This is a genomic window from Mucilaginibacter gossypii, assembly GCF_900100945.1.
In the GTDB taxonomy this organism is placed as follows: domain Bacteria; phylum Bacteroidota; class Bacteroidia; order Sphingobacteriales; family Sphingobacteriaceae; genus Mucilaginibacter; species Mucilaginibacter gossypii.
Window position 1 is genome coordinate 117,650 of the sequence record NZ_FNCG01000016.1, and the last position, 19,780, is coordinate 137,429.

16 protein-coding genes are annotated in these 19,780 nt (G+C 42.4%); 9 read left to right on the forward strand and 7 right to left on the reverse strand.

Annotated elements, in window-relative coordinates:
• Window positions 1-119: 119 nt before the first annotated feature.
• Both BLS28_RS23930 and BLS28_RS23935 read left to right on the forward strand, forming a co-directional pair.
• Entirely contained in the window at window positions 120-1,304 is a 1,185-nt protein-coding gene (locus tag BLS28_RS23930) for an acetyltransferase domain-containing protein (RefSeq protein WP_091173489.1), read from the forward strand.
• Window positions 1,305-1,314: 10 nt separating this feature from the next.
• The gene (locus tag BLS28_RS23935; protein WP_176844549.1) at window positions 1,315-1,773 is read left to right on the forward strand and encodes a putative quinol monooxygenase; all 459 of its coding nucleotides are present in this window, start codon (window positions 1,315-1,317) and stop codon (window positions 1,771-1,773) included.
• Between the two features lie 32 nt (window positions 1,774-1,805).
• On the opposite strand, the gene BLS28_RS23940 is transcribed toward BLS28_RS23935, so the two are convergent.
• The gene (locus BLS28_RS23940; RefSeq protein WP_091173491.1) at window positions 1,806-3,335 is read right to left on the reverse strand and encodes a TlpA disulfide reductase family protein; all 1,530 of its coding nucleotides are present in this window, start codon (window positions 3,333-3,335) and stop codon (window positions 1,806-1,808) included.
• 217 nt (window positions 3,336-3,552) lie between these two features.
• Between BLS28_RS23940 and BLS28_RS23945 the strand changes: the two genes are divergently transcribed.
• The 4 genes from BLS28_RS23945 to BLS28_RS23960 all read left to right on the forward strand — a co-directional run bounded on the left by BLS28_RS23945 (window position 3,553) and on the right by BLS28_RS23960 (window position 8,623).
• On the forward strand, window positions 3,553-4,683 hold the full coding sequence (locus BLS28_RS23945) for an acyltransferase family protein (RefSeq protein ID WP_091173494.1): 1,131 nt from the start codon (window positions 3,553-3,555) through the stop codon (window positions 4,681-4,683).
• Window positions 4,684-5,215: 532 nt separating this feature from the next.
• Window positions 5,216-5,764 carry a hypothetical protein gene (locus tag BLS28_RS23950; RefSeq protein ID WP_091173497.1) on the forward strand — a complete coding sequence of 183 codons (549 nt, stop codon included), beginning with the start codon at window positions 5,216-5,218 and terminating at the stop codon, window positions 5,762-5,764.
• Between the two features lie 145 nt (window positions 5,765-5,909).
• The gene (locus BLS28_RS23955; protein WP_091173501.1) at window positions 5,910-8,153 is read left to right on the forward strand and encodes a CRTAC1 family protein; all 2,244 of its coding nucleotides are present in this window, start codon (window positions 5,910-5,912) and stop codon (window positions 8,151-8,153) included.
• A gap of 89 nt (window positions 8,154-8,242) precedes the next feature.
• A complete protein-coding gene (locus tag BLS28_RS23960; protein WP_129570436.1) occupies window positions 8,243-8,623 on the forward strand; it encodes a hypothetical protein in 381 nt (126 codons plus the stop codon).
• 113 nt (window positions 8,624-8,736) lie between these two features.
• On the opposite strand, the gene BLS28_RS23965 is transcribed toward BLS28_RS23960, so the two are convergent.
• A complete protein-coding gene (locus tag BLS28_RS23965) occupies window positions 8,737-9,543 on the reverse strand; it encodes a hypothetical protein (RefSeq protein WP_091173508.1) in 807 nt (268 codons plus the stop codon).
• Between the two features lie 27 nt (window positions 9,544-9,570).
• Window positions 9,571-10,317 carry a hypothetical protein gene (locus BLS28_RS23970; RefSeq protein ID WP_091173510.1) on the reverse strand — a complete coding sequence of 249 codons (747 nt, stop codon included), beginning with the start codon at window positions 10,315-10,317 and terminating at the stop codon, window positions 9,571-9,573.
• A 261-nt stretch (window positions 10,318-10,578) separates the two neighbouring features.
• Between BLS28_RS23970 and BLS28_RS23975 the strand changes: the two genes are divergently transcribed.
• The gene (locus BLS28_RS23975) at window positions 10,579-11,202 is read left to right on the forward strand and encodes a hypothetical protein (RefSeq protein ID WP_143020854.1); all 624 of its coding nucleotides are present in this window, start codon (window positions 10,579-10,581) and stop codon (window positions 11,200-11,202) included.
• A gap of 63 nt (window positions 11,203-11,265) precedes the next feature.
• Here the strand turns inward: BLS28_RS23975 and BLS28_RS23980 are convergent, their stop codons facing one another.
• On the reverse strand, window positions 11,266-12,612 hold the full coding sequence (locus BLS28_RS23980; RefSeq protein WP_256337523.1) for a BamA/TamA family outer membrane protein: 1,347 nt from the start codon (window positions 12,610-12,612) through the stop codon (window positions 11,266-11,268).
• Window positions 12,613-12,851: 239 nt separating this feature from the next.
• On the opposite strand from BLS28_RS23980, the gene BLS28_RS23985 reads away from it, so the two are divergent.
• Window positions 12,852-14,585, forward strand: a complete 1,734-nt coding sequence (locus BLS28_RS23985) for a glycoside hydrolase family 13 protein (RefSeq protein WP_218134505.1) — start codon at window positions 12,852-12,854, stop codon at window positions 14,583-14,585.
• Between the two features lie 122 nt (window positions 14,586-14,707).
• Here the strand turns inward: BLS28_RS23985 and BLS28_RS23990 are convergent, their stop codons facing one another.
• The 3 genes from BLS28_RS23990 to BLS28_RS24000 all read right to left on the reverse strand — a co-directional run bounded on the left by BLS28_RS23990 (window position 14,708) and on the right by BLS28_RS24000 (window position 18,220).
• Complete coding sequence (locus BLS28_RS23990; protein ID WP_143020855.1) at window positions 14,708-16,339, reverse strand: GH35 family beta-galactosidase; 1,632 nt, start codon at window positions 16,337-16,339, stop codon at window positions 14,708-14,710.
• A 99-nt stretch (window positions 16,340-16,438) separates the two neighbouring features.
• On the reverse strand, window positions 16,439-17,458 hold the full coding sequence (locus tag BLS28_RS23995; protein ID WP_091173517.1) for a nucleoside hydrolase: 1,020 nt from the start codon (window positions 17,456-17,458) through the stop codon (window positions 16,439-16,441).
• Between the two features lie 63 nt (window positions 17,459-17,521).
• Window positions 17,522-18,220 carry an SMUG2 DNA glycosylase family protein gene (locus BLS28_RS24000; protein WP_091173520.1) on the reverse strand — a complete coding sequence of 233 codons (699 nt, stop codon included), beginning with the start codon at window positions 18,218-18,220 and terminating at the stop codon, window positions 17,522-17,524.
• Window positions 18,221-18,341: 121 nt separating this feature from the next.
• Between BLS28_RS24000 and BLS28_RS24005 the strand changes: the two genes are divergently transcribed.
• Window positions 18,342-19,688, forward strand: a complete 1,347-nt coding sequence (locus tag BLS28_RS24005) for a hypothetical protein (protein ID WP_091173524.1) — start codon at window positions 18,342-18,344, stop codon at window positions 19,686-19,688.
• The last annotated feature ends 92 nt before the right edge of the window (window positions 19,689-19,780 follow it).

The window sequence follows — 19,780 nt, forward strand, 5'->3', positions numbered from 1 at the left end:
CCGGGCCTCTGCGTGCGACCTTTTTACAGCCCCTCTTTGTCGGCTATGGAATTTGACAAATCTTTGTAAAAAACGGATTACAAAAAAGAGCTATCTTTAATTTTACCCCAAAAACCTGAATGAGCACAATTTTAAAAAACCGGATAACCTCTATTGACTTTCTCCGGGGTACTATCATGATTATTATGGCCCTTGATCATGTGAGGGATTATTTATACTCCGGGTCATTTTTTTATGATCCGCTTGACCTTACAAAAACAAGCGGCATATTATTTTTCACCCGGTGGATCACTCATTTTTGCGCTCCTATATTTATGCTGCTTGCCGGAACATCGGCATACCTCATCGGGCAAAAGAAAACTAAAAAAGAGTTATCCATATTCCTGGTAAAACGGGGATTGTGGCTCATATTTCTCGAAATGTTCGTAGTTAACTTCGGCTGGAACTTCAATATCACATTTCCCATGTTTTTCTTTATTACTATATGGGCGCTGGGCTTAAGCATGATCATACTGGCGGCATTGATCCATCTGCCTATAAAATTGGTCCTGGGCATTAGCGTTATAATCATATTGGGGCATAATCTTTTAGACGGCGTTCATGTGCCGGGCAGCACTTTGCCGGCTTTTGGCTGGTCGCTGCTTCATGACCAGCAGTTTTTTACCTGGCATAAGGAAATTTTATTGGTAGGGTATCCCATTGTACCCTTAATGGCGGTTATGTCTTTAGGTTATTGTTTAGGCGCATGGTACGCGGCGGGCTATGAAGTTAGCAAAAGGCAAAGAAACTTATGGATAGCCGGCGCCACCTGTATTGTTTTGTTTATTGTATTACGTTATACTAACCTCTATGGAGATCCGGTGAAATGGAACGTACAGAAAAATACATTATTTACCATCCTGTCATTTATTAAGGTAAATAAATATCCGCCATCGTTGTTGTACCTGCTGTTGACGCTGGGTGCGGCCTTTCTGTTCCTGTCATTTACCGAAAAATCAAAAGGAGCTGTTGTAAAAGTAGTTTCGGTATACGGCAGGGTGCCCATGTTTTATTACCTTATTCATATTTATATAATACACCTGATAGCAATTATCGCATCAGCGCTTACGCCCGGGCAGGACTGGACGATCTGGTTCCTGAAACAACCTATCTGGTTTACAACAAACCTGAAGGGCTACGGGTTTTCATTGCCTGTTGCGTATCTTGTTTGGATTGGAATAGTAATGGCCTTATATCCTTTATGCAAGCGCTATGATGATTACAAACAGGCCAACAAAGGAAAATGGTGGTTGAGTTATTTATAAAAAGTAAAAAATGGAAGCTATAAATGAAATTTCAGAACCAACAGGAAAACATACCCGCACAGCATGGATACCGGCTTTTGGCAGCGGGTTGTTATCAGTTTTAATAGTTTTTATGTTATCGATATTTTCGCCACATAGTGCCGCCGCCCAGGATAAAAACAATGTGGTACGCATAGCCAAACTTGTAATTGATTCTGCTCAATTGCAGAATTATATGGCTGCATTGAAAGAGCATGCCGAAACCGCCGTACGCGTTGAGCCGGGAGTTTTAACCCTATACGCAGTAGCCGAAAAGAATAACCCTACCCACATAACAGTTTTTGAAATTTATGCCGATGCCGCCGCATACCAGGCCCATTTGCAAACGGCTCATTTTAAAAAATACAAAAGCACCACAAAAGATATGGTTAAATCGCTTGAGCTTGTGGAAACCACGCCAATAGTGCTGGCCGCTAAGCCGCGATTGTAGCTGCGGGCATGCCAACATTCTTACCTTAAGCCTTATGGCCTTTTTTCCAATAAAGATGAGATCATCATTTCTAACGAATGGACGTTATTTTCGTCAATGCTGAAGTTGCGGAACATGATTTTTCCGTTTTGGTCAATCAAAAAATTTTCGGGTTCGCCGGTAACGCCGTAAGCTTTTGAAGCAAAATCCTGCGTGCCGCGTAAAGGGATAAATGAGAATTTAGTATTTGCCATAAATGGCAATACATAGGCATCCTGCTCGGGCAATACATTGATCCCTATGTATTCTACGTTTTTGCCTTTAAATTTGTCTATAGCTTTTTGAAAATGCGGAAATTCTCGTCGGCATGGCCCGCAGCCAGGGAACCAAAAGGTCAGCAAAACCACCTTCCCCTTAAGGTCTTTTAAACCAAGCTTTCCTTTACCGCTATAAAGACCAAGTTCAAATGGATATGCGTTAACAGCGGCCCCGGCCCGGATATTTTGGATATCCTGTTGTACTTCATCGTTGGTTTTGCCCAATTTTTCCCCATATCTTTTTGTTATAGCCATAGTGCTTTCAATTGGCATTTTTGCAAGTTTTTTAACCAACGTATCGTAGGCTCCTTTAACATCTCCTGTTTTTTCCTGCAAAGAAGCCTGTTCCTGCGAATAAAAATCACTGATATCAGGATACCTTGGCGGTTTTACCTGTGCAAGCAACGTTGCCGCACCTCTATAATCCTGGTTTGCAGCCAACTTTCGCTCGGCAATAACATTTTCCGTAAAAAGTCTTAAAGGTTTCCAGTTTTGATAGTTTCCAATTTCGGTAGCTAATGAAAGGGCTTTTTCCGGATCGGTGATTATATAGACACCCCATAAACTTTGCATGCCTGCATTTGACCATTCGGATTTTTTCGGTGGATATAGTGAATGCAGCTGCTCAAAGTACCCGATCTTATCCGCAGTGTCAACCGCCCTTTCAGCAAGCCAGTACAAACCCTGGGCGCCACGCTCATTACCAGGAAAGCGCTTCACAATATCAAGTACTTTCTGTTTGTATAGATTTGGGTCGTGTTTTTTAAGTGTTTCGGCATAATAATAGGCATAACTGGCATCGGTAGTATCGGCGATACTTGCCTTTTTCATATATTCTGACGCCTGGGTGTCGTGCCCCCATCTATCAGCATCAAAAGCGAGCATATACCATACCTTGGCTATGTTAGGAGCTATTTCTGTAACTTTCAGTAAGTACTTTTTTGCTTGCGGCATTTCTCGGTTATAGAAAGCCTCGCCTATGGCAAGGGGAATATTTGCTTTTTGCGGATATTGTTTCATCCACTTGTCGTATTGGATAATAAGCGCAGGATTATATATACCCGCTTTCCCGATGTATGCATCATGTGCTTTAAGGCTATCCGGAGTTGCTTCTACAGCCTCCTGAAACTTTTTTATTTCCAAAGCTTTTACGCGGGCTGCGGAGTCGGCACTTTTGGAAATCTTTTTTTGCGCGCAAGCGGGATCAATTGCGCTTAAGATAAATAAGAGGATGACGCTTAGCGGATATTTTAGCATATTTTTCATGATAAAGGTTGGTTTATATTAAGGGATATAATATTTCCTGACTTATAACGGGAGTACAAGCAATTTATTTTTATGTATTTGTCGCAAATTTAAGCTATTCAGCAGCAGCGGTTTTGACTTGCCAACAAATTAAAGCATCTTTATACCCATGGTGCTATGCCCCTGTTTGCAGTGCGTGCTATCAACCCCAAAACAACCAATTTTATTTTTCCTGCTGATGAGTAAAAACCCTACGTACCTTGAATCAAAAGGCCATTATCAAATTCTTGACGGATTGCGCGGTGTGGCATCCCTTTTTGTAGTGGCTTTTCATGTTTTTGAAACCTATGCTGATGGTAACCGCTTTAAGCAAATCATAAATCACGGATACCTGGCAGTCGATTTCTTTTTTGTGCTCTCGGGTTTCGTAGTTGCCTACGCCTATGACGACCGCTGGGGCAAAATGACCCAATGGGATTTTTACAAACGCCGCCTTATTCGCCTGCAACCAATGGTTATTGTCGGATCAATTATTGGTGCGCTGTTCTTCTATTCGCAAAGCGGCACAGCCTTTCCGCTTATTCATGATACGCCGGTTTGGAAAATGCTATTGGTAATGTTGGTTGGTTGTACGCTGATACCCATACTGCCGTCTATGGATATCCGCGGCTGGCAGGAAATGCACCCCTTAAATGGGCCGGCCTGGTCACTGTTTTTTGAATATATCGCTAATATCCTGTACGCGCTGGTGATCCGCAAGTTCTCCAAAACCTTGCTGGCCATATTGGTTTTTGCATCGGCCTGCCTTCTGATTCATTATACCGTGATGGGGCCGCAGGGCGATGTCATCGGCGGCTGGTCGGTTGATAAAACACAGCTCTATATTGGGTTCACGCGGTTGCTGTATCCGTTTTTTGCTGGCATGTTGTTGTGTCGCATGGGTAAACTCATTCATGTTAAAGGCGCGTTTACGGTTTGTAGTATTTTGATCATTGCTGTTTTATGCGTGCCAAGAATAGGAGGGGCTGAACATTTATGGATGAATGGTTTGTATGAGTCCTTTTGTATTATTATCGTTTTTCCGTTAATTGTTGCTATCGGCGCCGGCGGGAGTTTAAAAAGTAAAAACTCGATCAGGATTTGCAAATTTATGGGGGATATTTCGTACCCGCTTTACATTACGCATTATCCTTTAATATATTTTCACGTAGCCTGGGTAACAAATAATAAGGTACCCATGGCACAGGGCCTGCTTGGCGGGCTGGGGATTTTTATAGTCAGTATAGCTATTGCCTACGGTTGCCTAAAATTGTATGATGAGCCTGTCAGAGATTGGTTAAAGAAACGTTTCCTGCTGAAAAAGGCATAATACTGATTGTATACATTAAACGCATCGACCCATCCGAACATCGCTGTGCTGGTAGGGGTTGTATCATAAATCAAATTGATCGCCCCTGGTGTGGTGTTACTTATGAATTAAAATTAGCCGATAATATTTATACAAAAAGGGGTTGACGTTTTTTCGAAAAAAAACATTCAATTCTCTGATTGTTAGTTATATGTATGAATGTTAATCCTGAATTGTGTTAACCCTGTTAACCCCTCTTTTTGTTAACAGGGCAATCCAACCCAAAACTATATATCGCTTAAGTATCTGAATAAATTAAAGAAAAGCTGATCATGATTTATGATACAGCCTCTGTCTGTTTTTTTATTTTCCCTACTCGCTATGCTGCGAAGTTATAGAGAGGGTGGTCCGGCCGAGCGCCGACAAGGTGAGTCAATTATGCGCCTGGTATTATATATTTTAAATCCCGTTAAATAATATTAATTGCATAATAATATAGATAAAGCTTGAAAATATCGTTTATAAACCTCATCTTTAGGTTACTATAAACCATTTGAAAAAGATTGTTGCCTTAATATTGCTCAATATTTACCTGCTTAACATTGGCGGGCAGCTGGCTTTGCACCAATACCTGGTTTATAAATCGGACCGGTTTTTTAATGAACAGGTTGGGAAAGGCTTGTATAATGTAAATGACCTTACCGAAGTCACTATCCCGGTTAACTTACCTGCTATTCATGATTGGCGAACTTTTGAAAATATATCGGGGCATATTACATTTGGAAACGCCACCTACAATTACGTAAAAATGCGATTGACGAGGAATGCCCTTCACCTGATGTGCATTCCTAATTATAAAACTACCCGCTTTGCCGATAGCAATGTGCTTGATGCAAAAGGAATAAAGGGTACTCCTGTTTCTCCAAAAGAGCATGTGCCCTTTGGCAAAATGGTTTTAAAGGATAATGTAAGCCTTTCATTTGTGCAATTTGAATTTTACTGCCCTGTAACACCATTGCCTGAAAACGTTGTACAACCTGTGCAATCGTTAGTAAGTTTTCATCAGGATATTCCCGAACAACCACCCAAAGCAACCTGCTGATTTTCTCCATTTAGTCTATTTACCGACCTGCATTTGTTTTAATGCCCATGGTCGTGTTGTCCGAAATTTCTATTGACAATTTAATACCACATCTATCGCGGGTAAAAGCCATGGCATTTTATCCGCGAGGGTATATAAACATCCTATGATAAAGAAAAAAGTTACCGCCGCGCTTGTGCTGCTGTGCGGCTTCACCATAATAGCATCATGCCAAAACTCATCTAATGAGGAGATGGCCCAGGTGCTGAAGCAGATAAATAAAAAGAATAACACCATTTCAAACCCGTTTAACCCCGAAATGAAGCTGGCTTATTGCGATTCGCTGCTTAACATTAAACGGCTTGCCAAAAGCCAGGAAATTTTATTTTCAAAGGCCTCGCTGTTGTTAAAGGCCGGGCAGGAGCAGCAATCTGTAAACGTTTATAAGTACTTGATGGATAATATCGACTTTATGTCGACCGATGAGATGCTGTCCGAACAGGCCATAGCTTATATGCGTTTGGGTGAACGGAGCAATTGTATGCTTAACCATACCGGCTCATCATGTATCTTCCCAATTAAAGATGATGGGGTGCACAAGATCCAAACAGGTTCAAGAAAAGCAATTGAAGTGTATAAAGCATTGTTAAAGCTTCGCCCGGATGATTATGAGTCGCGCTGGTTGATTAATATAGCCTATATGACGCTTGGCGAGTATCCTCAAAAAGTGCCTAAGAATGCCCTGATCCCGGGCCTTAATGCCGACCCGGATACTGCATCACAGGTTAAATCCTTTGTTGATGTGGCCGGTAGCCTTGGCCTTAACATCAACGGCCGGGCAGGCGGGGTCATTGTTGATGATTTTAATAACGATGGTTATCTTGATATCATGACATCGGGCTGGGACCTGAGCGATCCGATGCATTACTTTCAAAATAACCAGGACGGCACGTTTAGTGACCGAACCGAAGCCGCCGGTTTAAAAGGGATTACCGGGGGGCTGAATATCCAGCAAACAGATTATAACAATGATGGTAAACTGGATGTTTTTGTTTTACGTGGTGCATGGCTCACCAAGGGCTTCGGCAACCAACCAAGTTCCTTATTGCGCAACAATGGCGATGGGACTTTTACTGATGTAACCGCCATAAGTGGTTTATTTATGCTTCACCCTACTCAAACCGCAACCTGGGCCGATTTTAATAACGATGGCTGGCTGGACGTGTTTGTGGGTAACGAAAATTCGGAGTCGATGTACTACGCCGATGAATCAACCTGCCAGTTATACATGAATAACCGTAATGGCACATTCAGCAACGTAACCACGGCTGCCCATTGCGGCATCAAAGCTTTTGTAAAAGGGGTAACGTCTGCCGATTATGATAACGACGGCTTTGCCGACATATTTATCTCAACCATGGACGGGCGCAAATACCTGCTTAGAAATAAAGGCAAAACCGAAGCCGGGGTTGATTTTGAAGATGTGACCGTGCAATCGGGCCTTGACCAGATCAAGCAACGGACTTTTACTACCTGGTTTTATGATTATAATAATGATGGCTGGCCCGATTTAATGGTTGCCAACTATCACTTTGATCGTACTTTGGGGTATTACAGTGCCGCTGCTGCCCTGGGCAAAGCCATGCCGGAAGCCGGCAACATCTATCTATACAAAAACAATCATAACGGCACTTTTACTAACGTAACCAAAGAAGCAGGCTTGGATAAGGTAGTTTACAGCATGGGCGCTAACTTTGGCGATATTGATAATGATGGCTATCCTGATATGTATTTTGGTACAGGGAACCCCGATTTCAAATCGCTGGTGCCTAACAAATTTTTCAGGAACATCGGCGGGAAAAGATTTGCCGATATTACTTCGTCATCACGTATGGGTAATTTGCAAAAAGGCCATGGTGTTGCATTTGCCGATTTGCGGAACAACGGCCACCAGGATATTTTTGCTCAAATGGGCGGGGCTTATATTGGTGACTCATATACCAGTTCACTATACATGAACCCCGGTGTAAGTAATAATAACTGGATTAGCCTGAAATTGAACGGCATAAAAGCCAATAATGCAGCCATTGGGAGCCATATTAAACTCACTTTTACCGAAAATGGGGTTAAACGTTCTGTTTATAAAGATGTTAACTCGGGCGGGAGCTTTGGGTCATCGCCATTGCAGCAGGAGATAGGCGTTGGCCAGGCCAGGATAATTGATGAAATTGAGATCAAGTGGGCAGGAAGCGGCGCTGTGCAGCACTTTAAAAATGTTGCCCCTAACCAGTTTTTAAACATTACCGAGGGTAATGCACAATACAAAACCCTCCAATTAACAAAATTGATTTTCCGCAGTAAAAACATGCCGGGTTGTATGCCGATGCAAATGGCAGCCAAAACAAATTAAATTATGTTTCTGTAATAGAAAATATTAGCTCTGGTTTTATACCAAAATAGTTACATTTATATCAACAACAATTAAAATAAATCTTAACCATGAGAAAACTCTTATTACTATGCTGCATGTTCATTGGATTGGCTGTAGCAGGCAACGCGCAAACCAAGCCCGGTGCCAAACCTGTTGAAAAATCAAAAGACCTGCAAAAGCAATTAAAGCTCACTGATAAACAAACCGAAAAAATTGCGGTGATATACCAGGAATCATCCGATAAGTTTGAAAAGATCAAAGCCGCTGATAAAGGTGATAATACGAAAATGATGGTTGATATTAAGCCATTACGGGAAGCTACCATCTCAAAGATCAAAGCTGTTTTAACTAAAGAACAGACAGTAAAATATGATAAACTTTTAAAAGGTACCAAAGCAGCAGCCGGCAGTGGCTGGGGTGATGGCTGGAGCGCTACAAGCGGTCAATAACCAGTTTCAGTAGTAACAAAATAACAGGCCGCTTTTCTTGTGATTAGAGCGGCCTGTTTATTTATAAAATTTGTTTAACCGGCAGATAGTTCATATCGTACCTTAACTGATTCCTAATCCAGGATCTCTATAGGCCGGTTAAGTACTTCTTGCAGCGGGATCTTTTGAATACGCTTATCTTTTTTGATATAATTTAAACTAACCGGGAGAAGTATTGGCCCGGCGGTAACCGACCATCCCGGCGGATCGCCGCCTTCTGTTAGTCTTAAAAAACCGTTGCTGATGTAAAGGGGCATGAGTAAGGCCTCTCCGGTATCCATCGGGCCAAGATCTATTTGCAGTGAATTAGAATGGAAAGATTTAGCTGCACGTTCCGGATCTGTAAATTTATTAATATCGGTAGGGTCAAACATTTCACTTACTTCATCAAGCTTTAAACGGTTGATGTCGAGCTTTACAGATTCTGCTTTGCCTTTTCCAACTTGTTTAATAATTAAGCAGGCTACTGCCGTACCCATTGGCTTCAGCTTTTTTTGCCTGTATAAAGTTGTAAACTGCTCCAGGTAGGTAGAAGAAATTCCATAGTCGGGGTGATAGCTTCCTGCAGTAATGAGATCATCTATTTCGTTCTTCATTACCGGGTAAACCAAAGGGCTATGATCTTTTTGGCCGGCAGCTATTTTCATCTTGTTGTATGAGGCTATGCTCATTTCGCCATAACCAATTTCAAATTTCGCGTTAGCGGTGTCCAGCTGTTTGGCAAGGCTGTCCAATTGTTGCCTTTTTATAGTATAGCGTTTTTGCCGGGCAATATAAAAATACAGGTTGCCAATGATCAAAATACAGCCAGCCACTATCAGGATAAGGGCGAGGCTGTTTTTAGGTTGTTTGACCGGTATTGGGTTTTCGTTATTTTCCATTCTTATGAATATCTGATCATTGTCGAACTATCCGCGCCCCTGTACACCTTCGGCCAGCCTCACCGGGCTCAGCATTTTTCGTATTGTTAATGATTTCCGGGCGGTATCTGCCGGTTCTGTATAGCGGATATTATCCGGCAGAAAAATTGTTTTCGATTCAATTTTCCATTGTCTGTTTTTATTAACAGGGTTTGGTTTATCATAGGTCACGAATAAGGGGATTAAAATTCCTTGCCCGGTTGAAAGCCTTGAAGGTAGTTTTATAATTTGTTTCATAGCGTTGCCTTTGGCCCTGATCTGGCTGTCATAATCATTTTTGCTTTGAGGGTCTTCAGTTACGGTAAGCGGCTGGTTAATATTGAGCTTGCTCATGTCAAGCTCAATGTCTGATGCATCGCCTTTGCCTTTGTTCTGGATCATCAGGCAGGTGATAAACAGGTCATAATTGTTAGCTGTGGTGTCGTTAAAAAGCTGATCGGTTTTCTGCAGGTTTTTATCCGAAATTTCATTGGTGAGTATGGGGTAATCAAGATAAAAGGCATCCTTTTTCCGCACAGCACTATCACCCCCCGCCAGGGCATAAATATCATTGACCATGCTGATATAGGAAATTTCCAGGCTGGCCTTCAGATCAAGGTTAACCGGCGGTGGTGGGTCTCTCTTAATCAAATTATACCCGGTAGTTAGTAAACCTAAAATAACAGTGATAACGCCCAGTTTCAATTGCAGGCTTTTCCATATGCTGTCTTTATCGGCTGTTTTCTTTTTGGCCATGCTTCCCGGTTATTGATAGGGTTAGGAATGTCATGTATTTTTATTTACATGGTTGTTTCACAGGTGCTTGTAATATAAAATTAAGAATAATAATTAACAGCACAGATATTTTATGTCGTATTTCTTTTTCTTTAGTTAAACTCCTATCTTCACCTAAACTTAAATACTGTCATGAATAAAATTTTAATAACAAAGTTGTCTTTTGTTGCGATACTTCTGTTTTTCACCCCGGCCGTGCTATTGGCCAGCAAACATAACAAAATGACAAGAAATATAGACATCGCTGGTCTCATTGTTGATTCAAAAACCTTATTACCAATTGAAGCAGCTGGTATTTACGGGGCCGATGAAAAACTGCTTGGCAAAACGGATGTAAGGGGCTATTTTAAGATCTCACTTGGTTTTATGGCCGATGGGGAAATGAGGTTTAAGTTAAAGATTATTAAAAAAGGCTATAATAACATTATGCAAAGTGAGCATTGGGGCAATTTGCCGGGAGATACAAAAGCGCTGATGTATTTTGGGTTAGATAAAGGATCAGGATCAAACTCTTTTTCAAAAATGGTAAACAAGGCGATTGGCGATCTGGATTATCACAGTACGCTGGAACATTTTGATCAGATAAAAATCGCCCGAACATTTGATAATAAACTATCTGCAGCAAAAGCTGGCAATCAGGATGTGTTGGTTAAGGTTGATAATAAGTTTTATATGGTGGATGAAACAGGATGGATCGCGATATCTTCCGATAAGGACTCGATATCGATAAATAAAAAACAATTGGTAATTGCAGATCAATTAAACGGCACGATCAAAAGAAAAGATATTAAATGGATGACACCGCTCAATGCTAAAAATACTAAGTTCGCTGTTTATACTAGGTAAGCTATACAGAACTATCGTAGTCGATTTAACGAAACGGCCTTCGTGATTAACATAGAGGCCGTTTTAAAATGCTTCATTCAAGCCCAAAAAGAACCCCTTTGAACCATACCGACCAAAGGCATAGTCAAGACAAAGATTGGTACGGGTTGCTTTATTAAATAGTACCCGCAAACCGCCGCCATAACCCGGTTGCCATACCTGGAATATTTTGGTGCCCGATTCATCATTGGTTGTTTGCAGGTTGGCGAATGCCACGCCGCTTACAAATTTATTCCGCAGTATTGGGAAACGGTATTCTACTTCCGAGTAGTTGTATTGCGTACCCTTAAAATATTGTACTACATAACCCCTGCCGCTCCGGAAGCCCGGATCTTTGCCGGTGCCTGGCAGCTCGAGATAGGGGATGTTACCGCTGATAAGGTATGAGCCCCAGTTCCAGAAAGCAACAACATGTTCGGGGTTAGTTTCTGACAGGCTGAAATACTTTCTGAAATCGGTAGTGAACTGTACCGCATTTTTGGAGCTCCCCATCCAGCTTTGATTAATGCGGAAGCCGGCATCGACGTAAATCCCTCTGTAGGCCCGGTTTTGATTGTCGCGGGTGGTGTATTGCAGGTTAAAAAGCAAGCCGTTAGCAGCATAATGGTCGCGGGCAAATCCATGACGGTCGCTATAGATATTGTATGGGGTAAGATCAGTTGTTGATTTGGTATCCTCAATTTTTCGCCTGATATCAAAGGAAGCGCCCGCACCTAAAAATAACCCCTTATCAATTTCTTTGTATACCTTCTCGCGGATATTATAAAATTGCGAATGCAGCGCCCTGCCTTTACGCCCGGGGTTGGCCAGCACCTGGTCGGCTTCGCTGCCGCTTGATGCCTGGCCAATTCCCAAACCATAATCGGGCGATACCGTTTTGGCTGCAACCAAACTGCCCTGAAAATTCCATTTATTACCCGGTGCATATATGTTATGGTTGATATAAAAATAGATGATCCCCTTGGTGGTAATAGATGCCGATGTGGCAGCAACCGATAACAGGGTATTAGGATCGTTTCCTAATTTTTTACCTGCTACAGCCTTGATGCCAATTTGCGACCCGATGGTTGGATTAGATGCCACGTTGGGTATGATGGTAATTCCCGATGACTTTTTATTGGCGGCTGCAGCCGGTCGGCCGGGATGAAGTATGTTACGCACCAGGTCGCCAAAGTCATATTGTTTATATAAAGTATCAGTCGGTTTGGCCGCTTGTACTACTTTTTCTTTAATGCGCAATGAATCGGCTTTTACCGAATCGGCAGGTACAGGTACCTGGCCGAAAGCATGTACCGATATGCCTGTAAATAGTATGAATAAAACTGTTTTTAAAAGCAGGGCAGAGATTTTATGTGGTGGTTTGTGATGCACGCTAACGGATATAAATATTAAAAATTCAATTTACTGACTGTTTAATTGTGATAGGTGTTAGCTCATTTCTAAACCCCGAAATGTGCATAATGTTTGAACTTCAAATTTGTACGGGTGCTAAGGCGACGGATTTAGTTGCATTATTTTTTGTTTCGCTTAAATATTGCTACCTTAATATTCTCTTGTTATAAACCACAGAAAGTCGGCTTCGTCCTGCTAAAACTTAACCAATTATAATCATGAACGTACCTTACATTCGTTTTGTGGCCCTCATTGTTTTTATGTTTGTCGCCTTTTCAGGGGCTGCGCAAATCAATCAAGGCAGAGCAGACACTATTGATCGCAAATGGTGGAAGGAAGCCGTAGTTTACCAGGTTTATCCCCGAAGCTTTAAGGACAACGATGGAGACGGTATTGGTGACCTGAAAGACATTATCTCCAAACTTGATTATATCAAAAGCCTCGGTGTTGATGTTGTTTGGCTTAACCCAATTTACAGCTCGCCTAATGACGATAATGGCTATGATGTAAGCGATTACCGCAACATCATGAAGGATTTTGGAACCATGGATGATTTTGATGCTTTGCTGAAAGGCATGCATTCCCGCGGTATAAAACTGGTGATGGATCTGGTAGTAAATCATAGCAGCGATGAACACGAATGGTTTAAGCAAAGCAGGAGCTCGCGCAACAATCCGTACCGGGAATATTATCACTGGTGGAACGCCGAAAAGGGCAAACCCGCTTATCGCTACAGTTTATTTGACGTAAATCATGATGCCTGGCGTTATGATTCGCTTACCAATGCCTATTACCTGCATTATTTTTCGCGCAAGCAGCCCGACCTTAACTGGGAAAATCCAAAACTCAGGAATGAAGTATACGGCATAATGAAGTTTTGGGCTGATAAGGGGATTGACGGCTTCAGGCTGGATGCTTTCCAGTTTGCCGCGAAGGATACCACATTCCCGGCCTTTCCGAAAGGGTTTGAAAAAAACTTTACCCAATATTACGGCGTACAGGGCAATTTGCACGGATACCTGCAGGAAATGAACAGAGAAGTGCTCAGTAAATATAACGTAATGAGTGTGGCCGAAGGTGCCGGTAACACATTTGAAGATGGGCACAATTTAGTTGATGCCGACAGGAATGAATTGAACATGGCTTACGCTTTTGAAGCAGTGGATATTGCCAAACCGGAAGGCTATAGTTTAACTCATTTAAAGCAGGTATTCACCAAATGGGACAGTGCATTTGCAGCAAAGGGCTGGCTATCTATATTTCTGGCTAATCATGACCAGGCCCGGCTGGTAAGCAGGTTCGGTAATGATAGCCCTGAGTTCAGGGCTGTATCATCAAAGATGCTCACTACATTTTTGATGACCATGCGCGGTACGCCATACTATTATAATGGCGACGAACTGGGCATGACCAATGCCGGTTTCAGCACAATTGATGACTATCGTGACGTGCAAACCTTGAATGAATATCAGCGGCAAAAAAATATTGGTGCCGATTTGCCTACATATTTAAAACGAATAGCCTTTGAAAGCCGTGATAACGGGCGCACTCCATTTCAATGGAACAGCACGGCCAATGCCGGTTTTACAACGGGTATACCCTGGATAAAGGTAAATCCCAATTATAAAAGCATCAACGCTGCTGCGCAGGAAAAAGATGCCAATAGCACGTTGAATTATTTCAGGCGGATAGTAAAGCTGCGGAAGGATAACCCGGTACTGGTATACGGAAAATATACATTGCTCGATGCACAAAACCCCGGTACTTATGCTTACACCCGGGAGTTGAACGGCAGGAGGCTGCTGGTACTCCTGAATTTTACAAGTAAAACAGCTCCGGCTCAAACAGGTATGGATTTGGGCAATGCAACGGTTTTAATCGGCAATTATCAAAAGCCGTCAAAAAGTGGTACACTTATGCCGTATGAGGCGGTGGTTTATGAGGTGAAGTAGGAGGGGTTTAATGTAGAGACGCATAATTGCGTCTCCTAATGTACAGAGTCTCATTTAATTGAAAATTGCATGCGTGACCTGCCTGCGAGAGACGCAATTATGCGTCTCTACATTTATTAATCTTACCTCACCACCAGCGAAATCTGCAAGACCCTCGGCTTATCGCCAATGGCCGGGCCACCCCAATCTGTTTCATCACCATTAAGGATGCGAAGCGATTTAAATACGCCGTTTTCATAGCAGCCTTCCTCAACCTTAAGGTATTGCCATGCCTTGCCGGTATTGCTGTCGGCCGGTTGGAAAGTGATGCGACAATTGGTTCCGGTCACGATGAATTTATTTTCGTCGAGGCTAACAATCATGGCTTTACCGCTATGGTCTTTATTGGGTTTAAGTTCACCACCCCGGCCGCTACCAAATTTTATAATGGCATCCCAGACACCAAGTTTAATGCTTTGCTCCGCACCGTCTTCATGTTCAACAACTGCTTTTATCTTGTCGTCAAATGCCCATTGCGCCATCTCCCTCATCATAGGAGCTGTCATGGCATATTCATCCGCAAAATGGGCAAGGAGTTCGGCGAGGTGTTCATCGTTTGAGCTTTCGCCATTATTATCTATTCCAAAAGGCGAAAAACCAATACCACCGTGGGCCAGCACATCATAAAAATATTTGGCGTTATCAGCAACTAACCCGGCTTCGGGTACAAACAAGGGATTATCTGCCCGGGTGTACAGGTCAATCACTTTCAGCACTCTTTCGCTGCCCGACAGGTAAATATCGGGAGCAAGCAGGTCAATAGATGGTGCGGCTGCTTTCCAGATCGGGATTACATTATCTGTTGCGCCCCCACTTTCATAATGGGTTGCCGACGGATTGGTAAGTGGATCGCGAAGTGCCACGTTTACATATAGCGGCAGCGGATACTCAGCCTTACCCGCTGCTGCCACCTGTTCAATGAACCGGGCTATTGACCAGGCCTGGAAGTATTCATCAGCCCTTTCACCAAAAACTTTGGCCCATGAGCCTTTTGAATTTTCCGGCACGTTCAGGGCTTTTAGTATGGCCGGTTTTAATAGTTGGGCGGGTACATCGGCTTCAAACAGTTTTTGCGCCTTGGCTGAATAGTCGCGAACGGTGTCCCATGAGCCGGGTTCGTTTTCAACCTGTACCATGATAACTGTATGCTGCGTATCTGCCTGCTTTAAGTAGCGCATAACTGCCGAAAACGCTTTGATATCAGCATCTAAAGTGGCTTTTGAATGAGGTGAAGGCGAGTCAATGGGCTTGCCTGTTTTACCTGTTATGTTTGGATATTTCTCCGCGTCGCGTTTCATCCATTCGGGCATGTAATGGTTACTGCCGTTTTTCCAGGTACCAAACCATAATAGTACCAAATGAACGTTATGCTGCCGGGCTTGGGTAAGCAAAGTATCAACCAGCGAAAAATCAAACTTTCCGGGCTGGGGTTCTATTTGCTCCCAGTAAATGGGTACTTCAAGCGTGTTAAGGTGCATTGCCCCGGCCGATTTCCATACGCCTGGCATTAAAGCGGGCCATGCACTTGAGTTGTGCGCCTGGCCTCCCAGCATTAAAAATGGTTTGCCATCAACTAAAAACGCGTGCCTGCCATTTTTTTCGATAAGCCGGGGTAGCGATGCATCATTAGTTTGGGCAAGGGTTTTACCCCCCGCAAATAATAGTGATGTAAGCAGGAGCGTATTCTGAGTTTTTTTGCCAATTATTTTAAGCATGATAACAAAGGTTTATGACCATGCAAAATAATTACAAAACAGCGCTTTTGGTAATACTAAATAAACGGTTTATGGTTAAAAATATACCAAATGCAGCGTTTATTTTGCCAACTCCAGCTTGGCAAAAAAATCATTAAACATGAGGTTGATATCTAACCTGCGATAAACACGGATATTACGGCCCTTGGCATTATAATCATATCCCCCTTGCGCGTTAATAAGCGGGCAGGGCTTTAACACATATTCACTTGATGATGGATCGGCTTCAAAGGATGATTGCAGCGCGGTAAGCAACACCAGCGGACTATCACCTATGATATAGGTTTCACCCAAATTAAGATGATATTGCTGGATGAGCTTCATGACGTTTTCAAGTGCACCAGCCAGGTATTTCCCTGTTTCGCCTTGCGGCTTTACTTTAAGCAGTAATTCTGAGTAGGAAAGTATCGCCTGGCGATACCCATCCCTCGGAATCTGCCATAATTTTAGCTGAGAATGGTTAAACACAGCTCTCGCCGCATTGATATCGATATTGAGGTTATACTCGGGGCTGCTGTAATTGGGTGGGGGTAGTGCAAGATCGCTGTACTCCGGGCCACCAATCCACACCAGTGTGAGTTTGTCGGCAATTTTAGGTTCGGTTAGCACTGCCGACGCAATTTCGGTAAGCCCGGCACCGCAGAGGATATAAAGGGGCAGTGAGGTATCTGTACGGGATGCTTCTTTAATGATCAGATCGACAGCTTTACTTTTTACCGGGGTACTGTCGTTTACCATCGCGGTGTTAGAGCCTGCTATTACCGGGAATTGATCTTTGATTTTTAAAACAGCCAATAGCTCGGCAGCTTTTTTTGCAGCCTTGTCGGCCTGGGTTTTAGATTTGTCGAACCCATCATTGGCATTCAGGTGCGAACCAATAATCCCTCTAACGTCAACCGATGGTGATAATACCAAATGTGTTAACGCAAATAAGCCATCCGGGTCGCCGCTAAAATCATTATCCATAATCACCCTGATGCGGGGCGAGATAAGTTTATTGTTTGCAGCTGATTGCCCTTTTGAAACAAAAGGAAAAACAAAAAGCATCAGCAGGAATGTTAAAAACTTGCTTTGGGTCATAGCTTAAAGGTTAATTGGTTGGTGCACATAATATAAGTGTTTTACCATGAAATAAGTGTCTGTTTACCCCGCAATACTTTCAAAAGCTGAAAGGTATTTATCAATATAAAATTGCTTGCTTGCCGTTTTATACTGCATAATAAAACGCGGATGTTCAAGTGCTATGATCTCGCCAAAAAAGTGGTACTCATCATTTAACTTGCGCAGGAATGTTTCATTCTTTCCCGTACCAAAACAAAAGCATTTTTCGGTATTAATGCCCAGATCAATCTGCTTGCGGATGTTTTCGATCATGAAATGGTAAACGGCGCGGGTTAATTCCTTGCTGTCGTAGTAATTGTAGTTCTTTTCCTTGCCGTTGGTATCGATACTGGTAAAGCCAAGCGGGCAGGGAGAATTGATATAGATCTGCTTATAAAAAGCTTCCGGGCCGCCAAAGGCGTTGATCACCTCATAAACAAACACAGAAGAAGGCTCGTGCGACATTTTGCCTTCGTAGTTGATGTGGCATTCAGCTATCAACCGCTTAGGATCGGTAAAAGGAATGCCTGTTAAACCGCCGCCAAACCTGCCGGGGTTGATACCCAAAATGATGTGGCGCTGCTGATTATCGTTGTAATATTTATGATAAAACTCATCAACAATACGCATAGTTTGCGGATGCTCCTTAAACGGGTTCATGATACGGATGCCTTTGGGTAAAGGATCGCCGGTATAGGTTAGCTGCTCATTGAATTGGATAACCCTGTCTGCAAATGTCATAACTCAAATGTAGTATTAGTTGAGCAATTGTTTTTGATGTGTTGTGGCTTTCTGCTTTAGTGCTTGTAACATTTGACTTATTTTGCGAGCAATAACAAAACCGTTTACAATAAGGGGACTTATGTCAAAAAAGAAAAAAGGGAAAGTAGTTGCAATGAAGCCAATTCAGCTAAGTCCGGAAAAGTATATTAAAACACAGGCACGTACGCTGCCTATTTTTGAATGTCTGATAAATGATGATTGGGAGACATCCGGCTTATGTAATATCATAGTGGCCCGCCAGCACAAAAACGGAAATGTAACAGCAGGTATTTACCTGGTTGATATGTTTTGCCTGGGTGTTAAGGGTGCTCAATACGAATTCAATTTGTACCAGGACGACTATGAAGATTTAAAAGACAAGTTCAATTGGGAGAGGTGCGATTATGTACTTGCTCATAATATCATTTTTGGCGCGATAGCATACGCCGAAGATTACGGATTTAAGCCGCACAAAGAATTTGAAACAGCACTGTATATTTTAGAGGAAGATGATGAAGCGATAGAGCTGATGGAGCTTGATTTTGGATTAAATGGAAAACCTCATTATGTATCGGGTCCTTATGATGACGCTGTGAAAGTCAATAATATCATAGCTACACTTGAACGAACAGCGGGCGAAGGCAATTTTACTCATACATATCTTGGAGATGGATTTGACGATATGGATGACTGGGACGAAGATGACTATGATGACGATGATATTGATTATCCCAACGATGGAAACGAATTGGGAGCAATGCTGAAACTTCTGAAAAATGTAAGTGAGACCTACGATGCTAAAATAAGGACGGAACAAGAACGGCAGATATTATCAGAGCGTTATATTGGCGCTAAGTATGAGTTGAGTGAAACAGAAGGCGCATTGGAACACAATCGTTTTGATAATGACGAAGCGGCGGGCAAGTATTATAGACTAAGAACGATTATTGCCAACAAAGATACTATTCGGGTAAAAGAGTTTGAGGAAGCGCGTTTAAAATACCCGGCAACACCGCCATTTTACAACCTGCTCCAAACGGCTTACATCAACAACCAGCAATATGATGAAGCTGAAGAAATCATAACTTTAATGTACAATGTATTTCCTGATTATTTTCCATCACTTATTAATTACGCGGGAATGCTTTTTGTGCATGAAGAGCCTGAAGCAGTTTTAGCCGTTTTTAATGGCAAGTCCGATCTTAATTATTTATATCCTGATCGCAATGTTTTTCATGTAGGTGAAGCATTAGTTTATTATGCCTGCATGTGCCGTTATTTTTCTGCAATTGACCAAATAGATTCAGCCGATATGTATATGAATGCTATGCTCAAATATGCGGAAACCGACTTCTTTAAGCAGACGGAAATGGTAAAGTTTGCAATAATGGATCTTTTTAAAGCAAAATTTGCCGCTTTAACAGCGGGGGGCTTTTTAGGTAAGTAATATGCCTAAATAAGTATATTAATTGAGTTGGATATTGTGTTTGCTTATGGCTACCTGGTATCTCTATAATAAAGCTATTAGATATTCGCTTT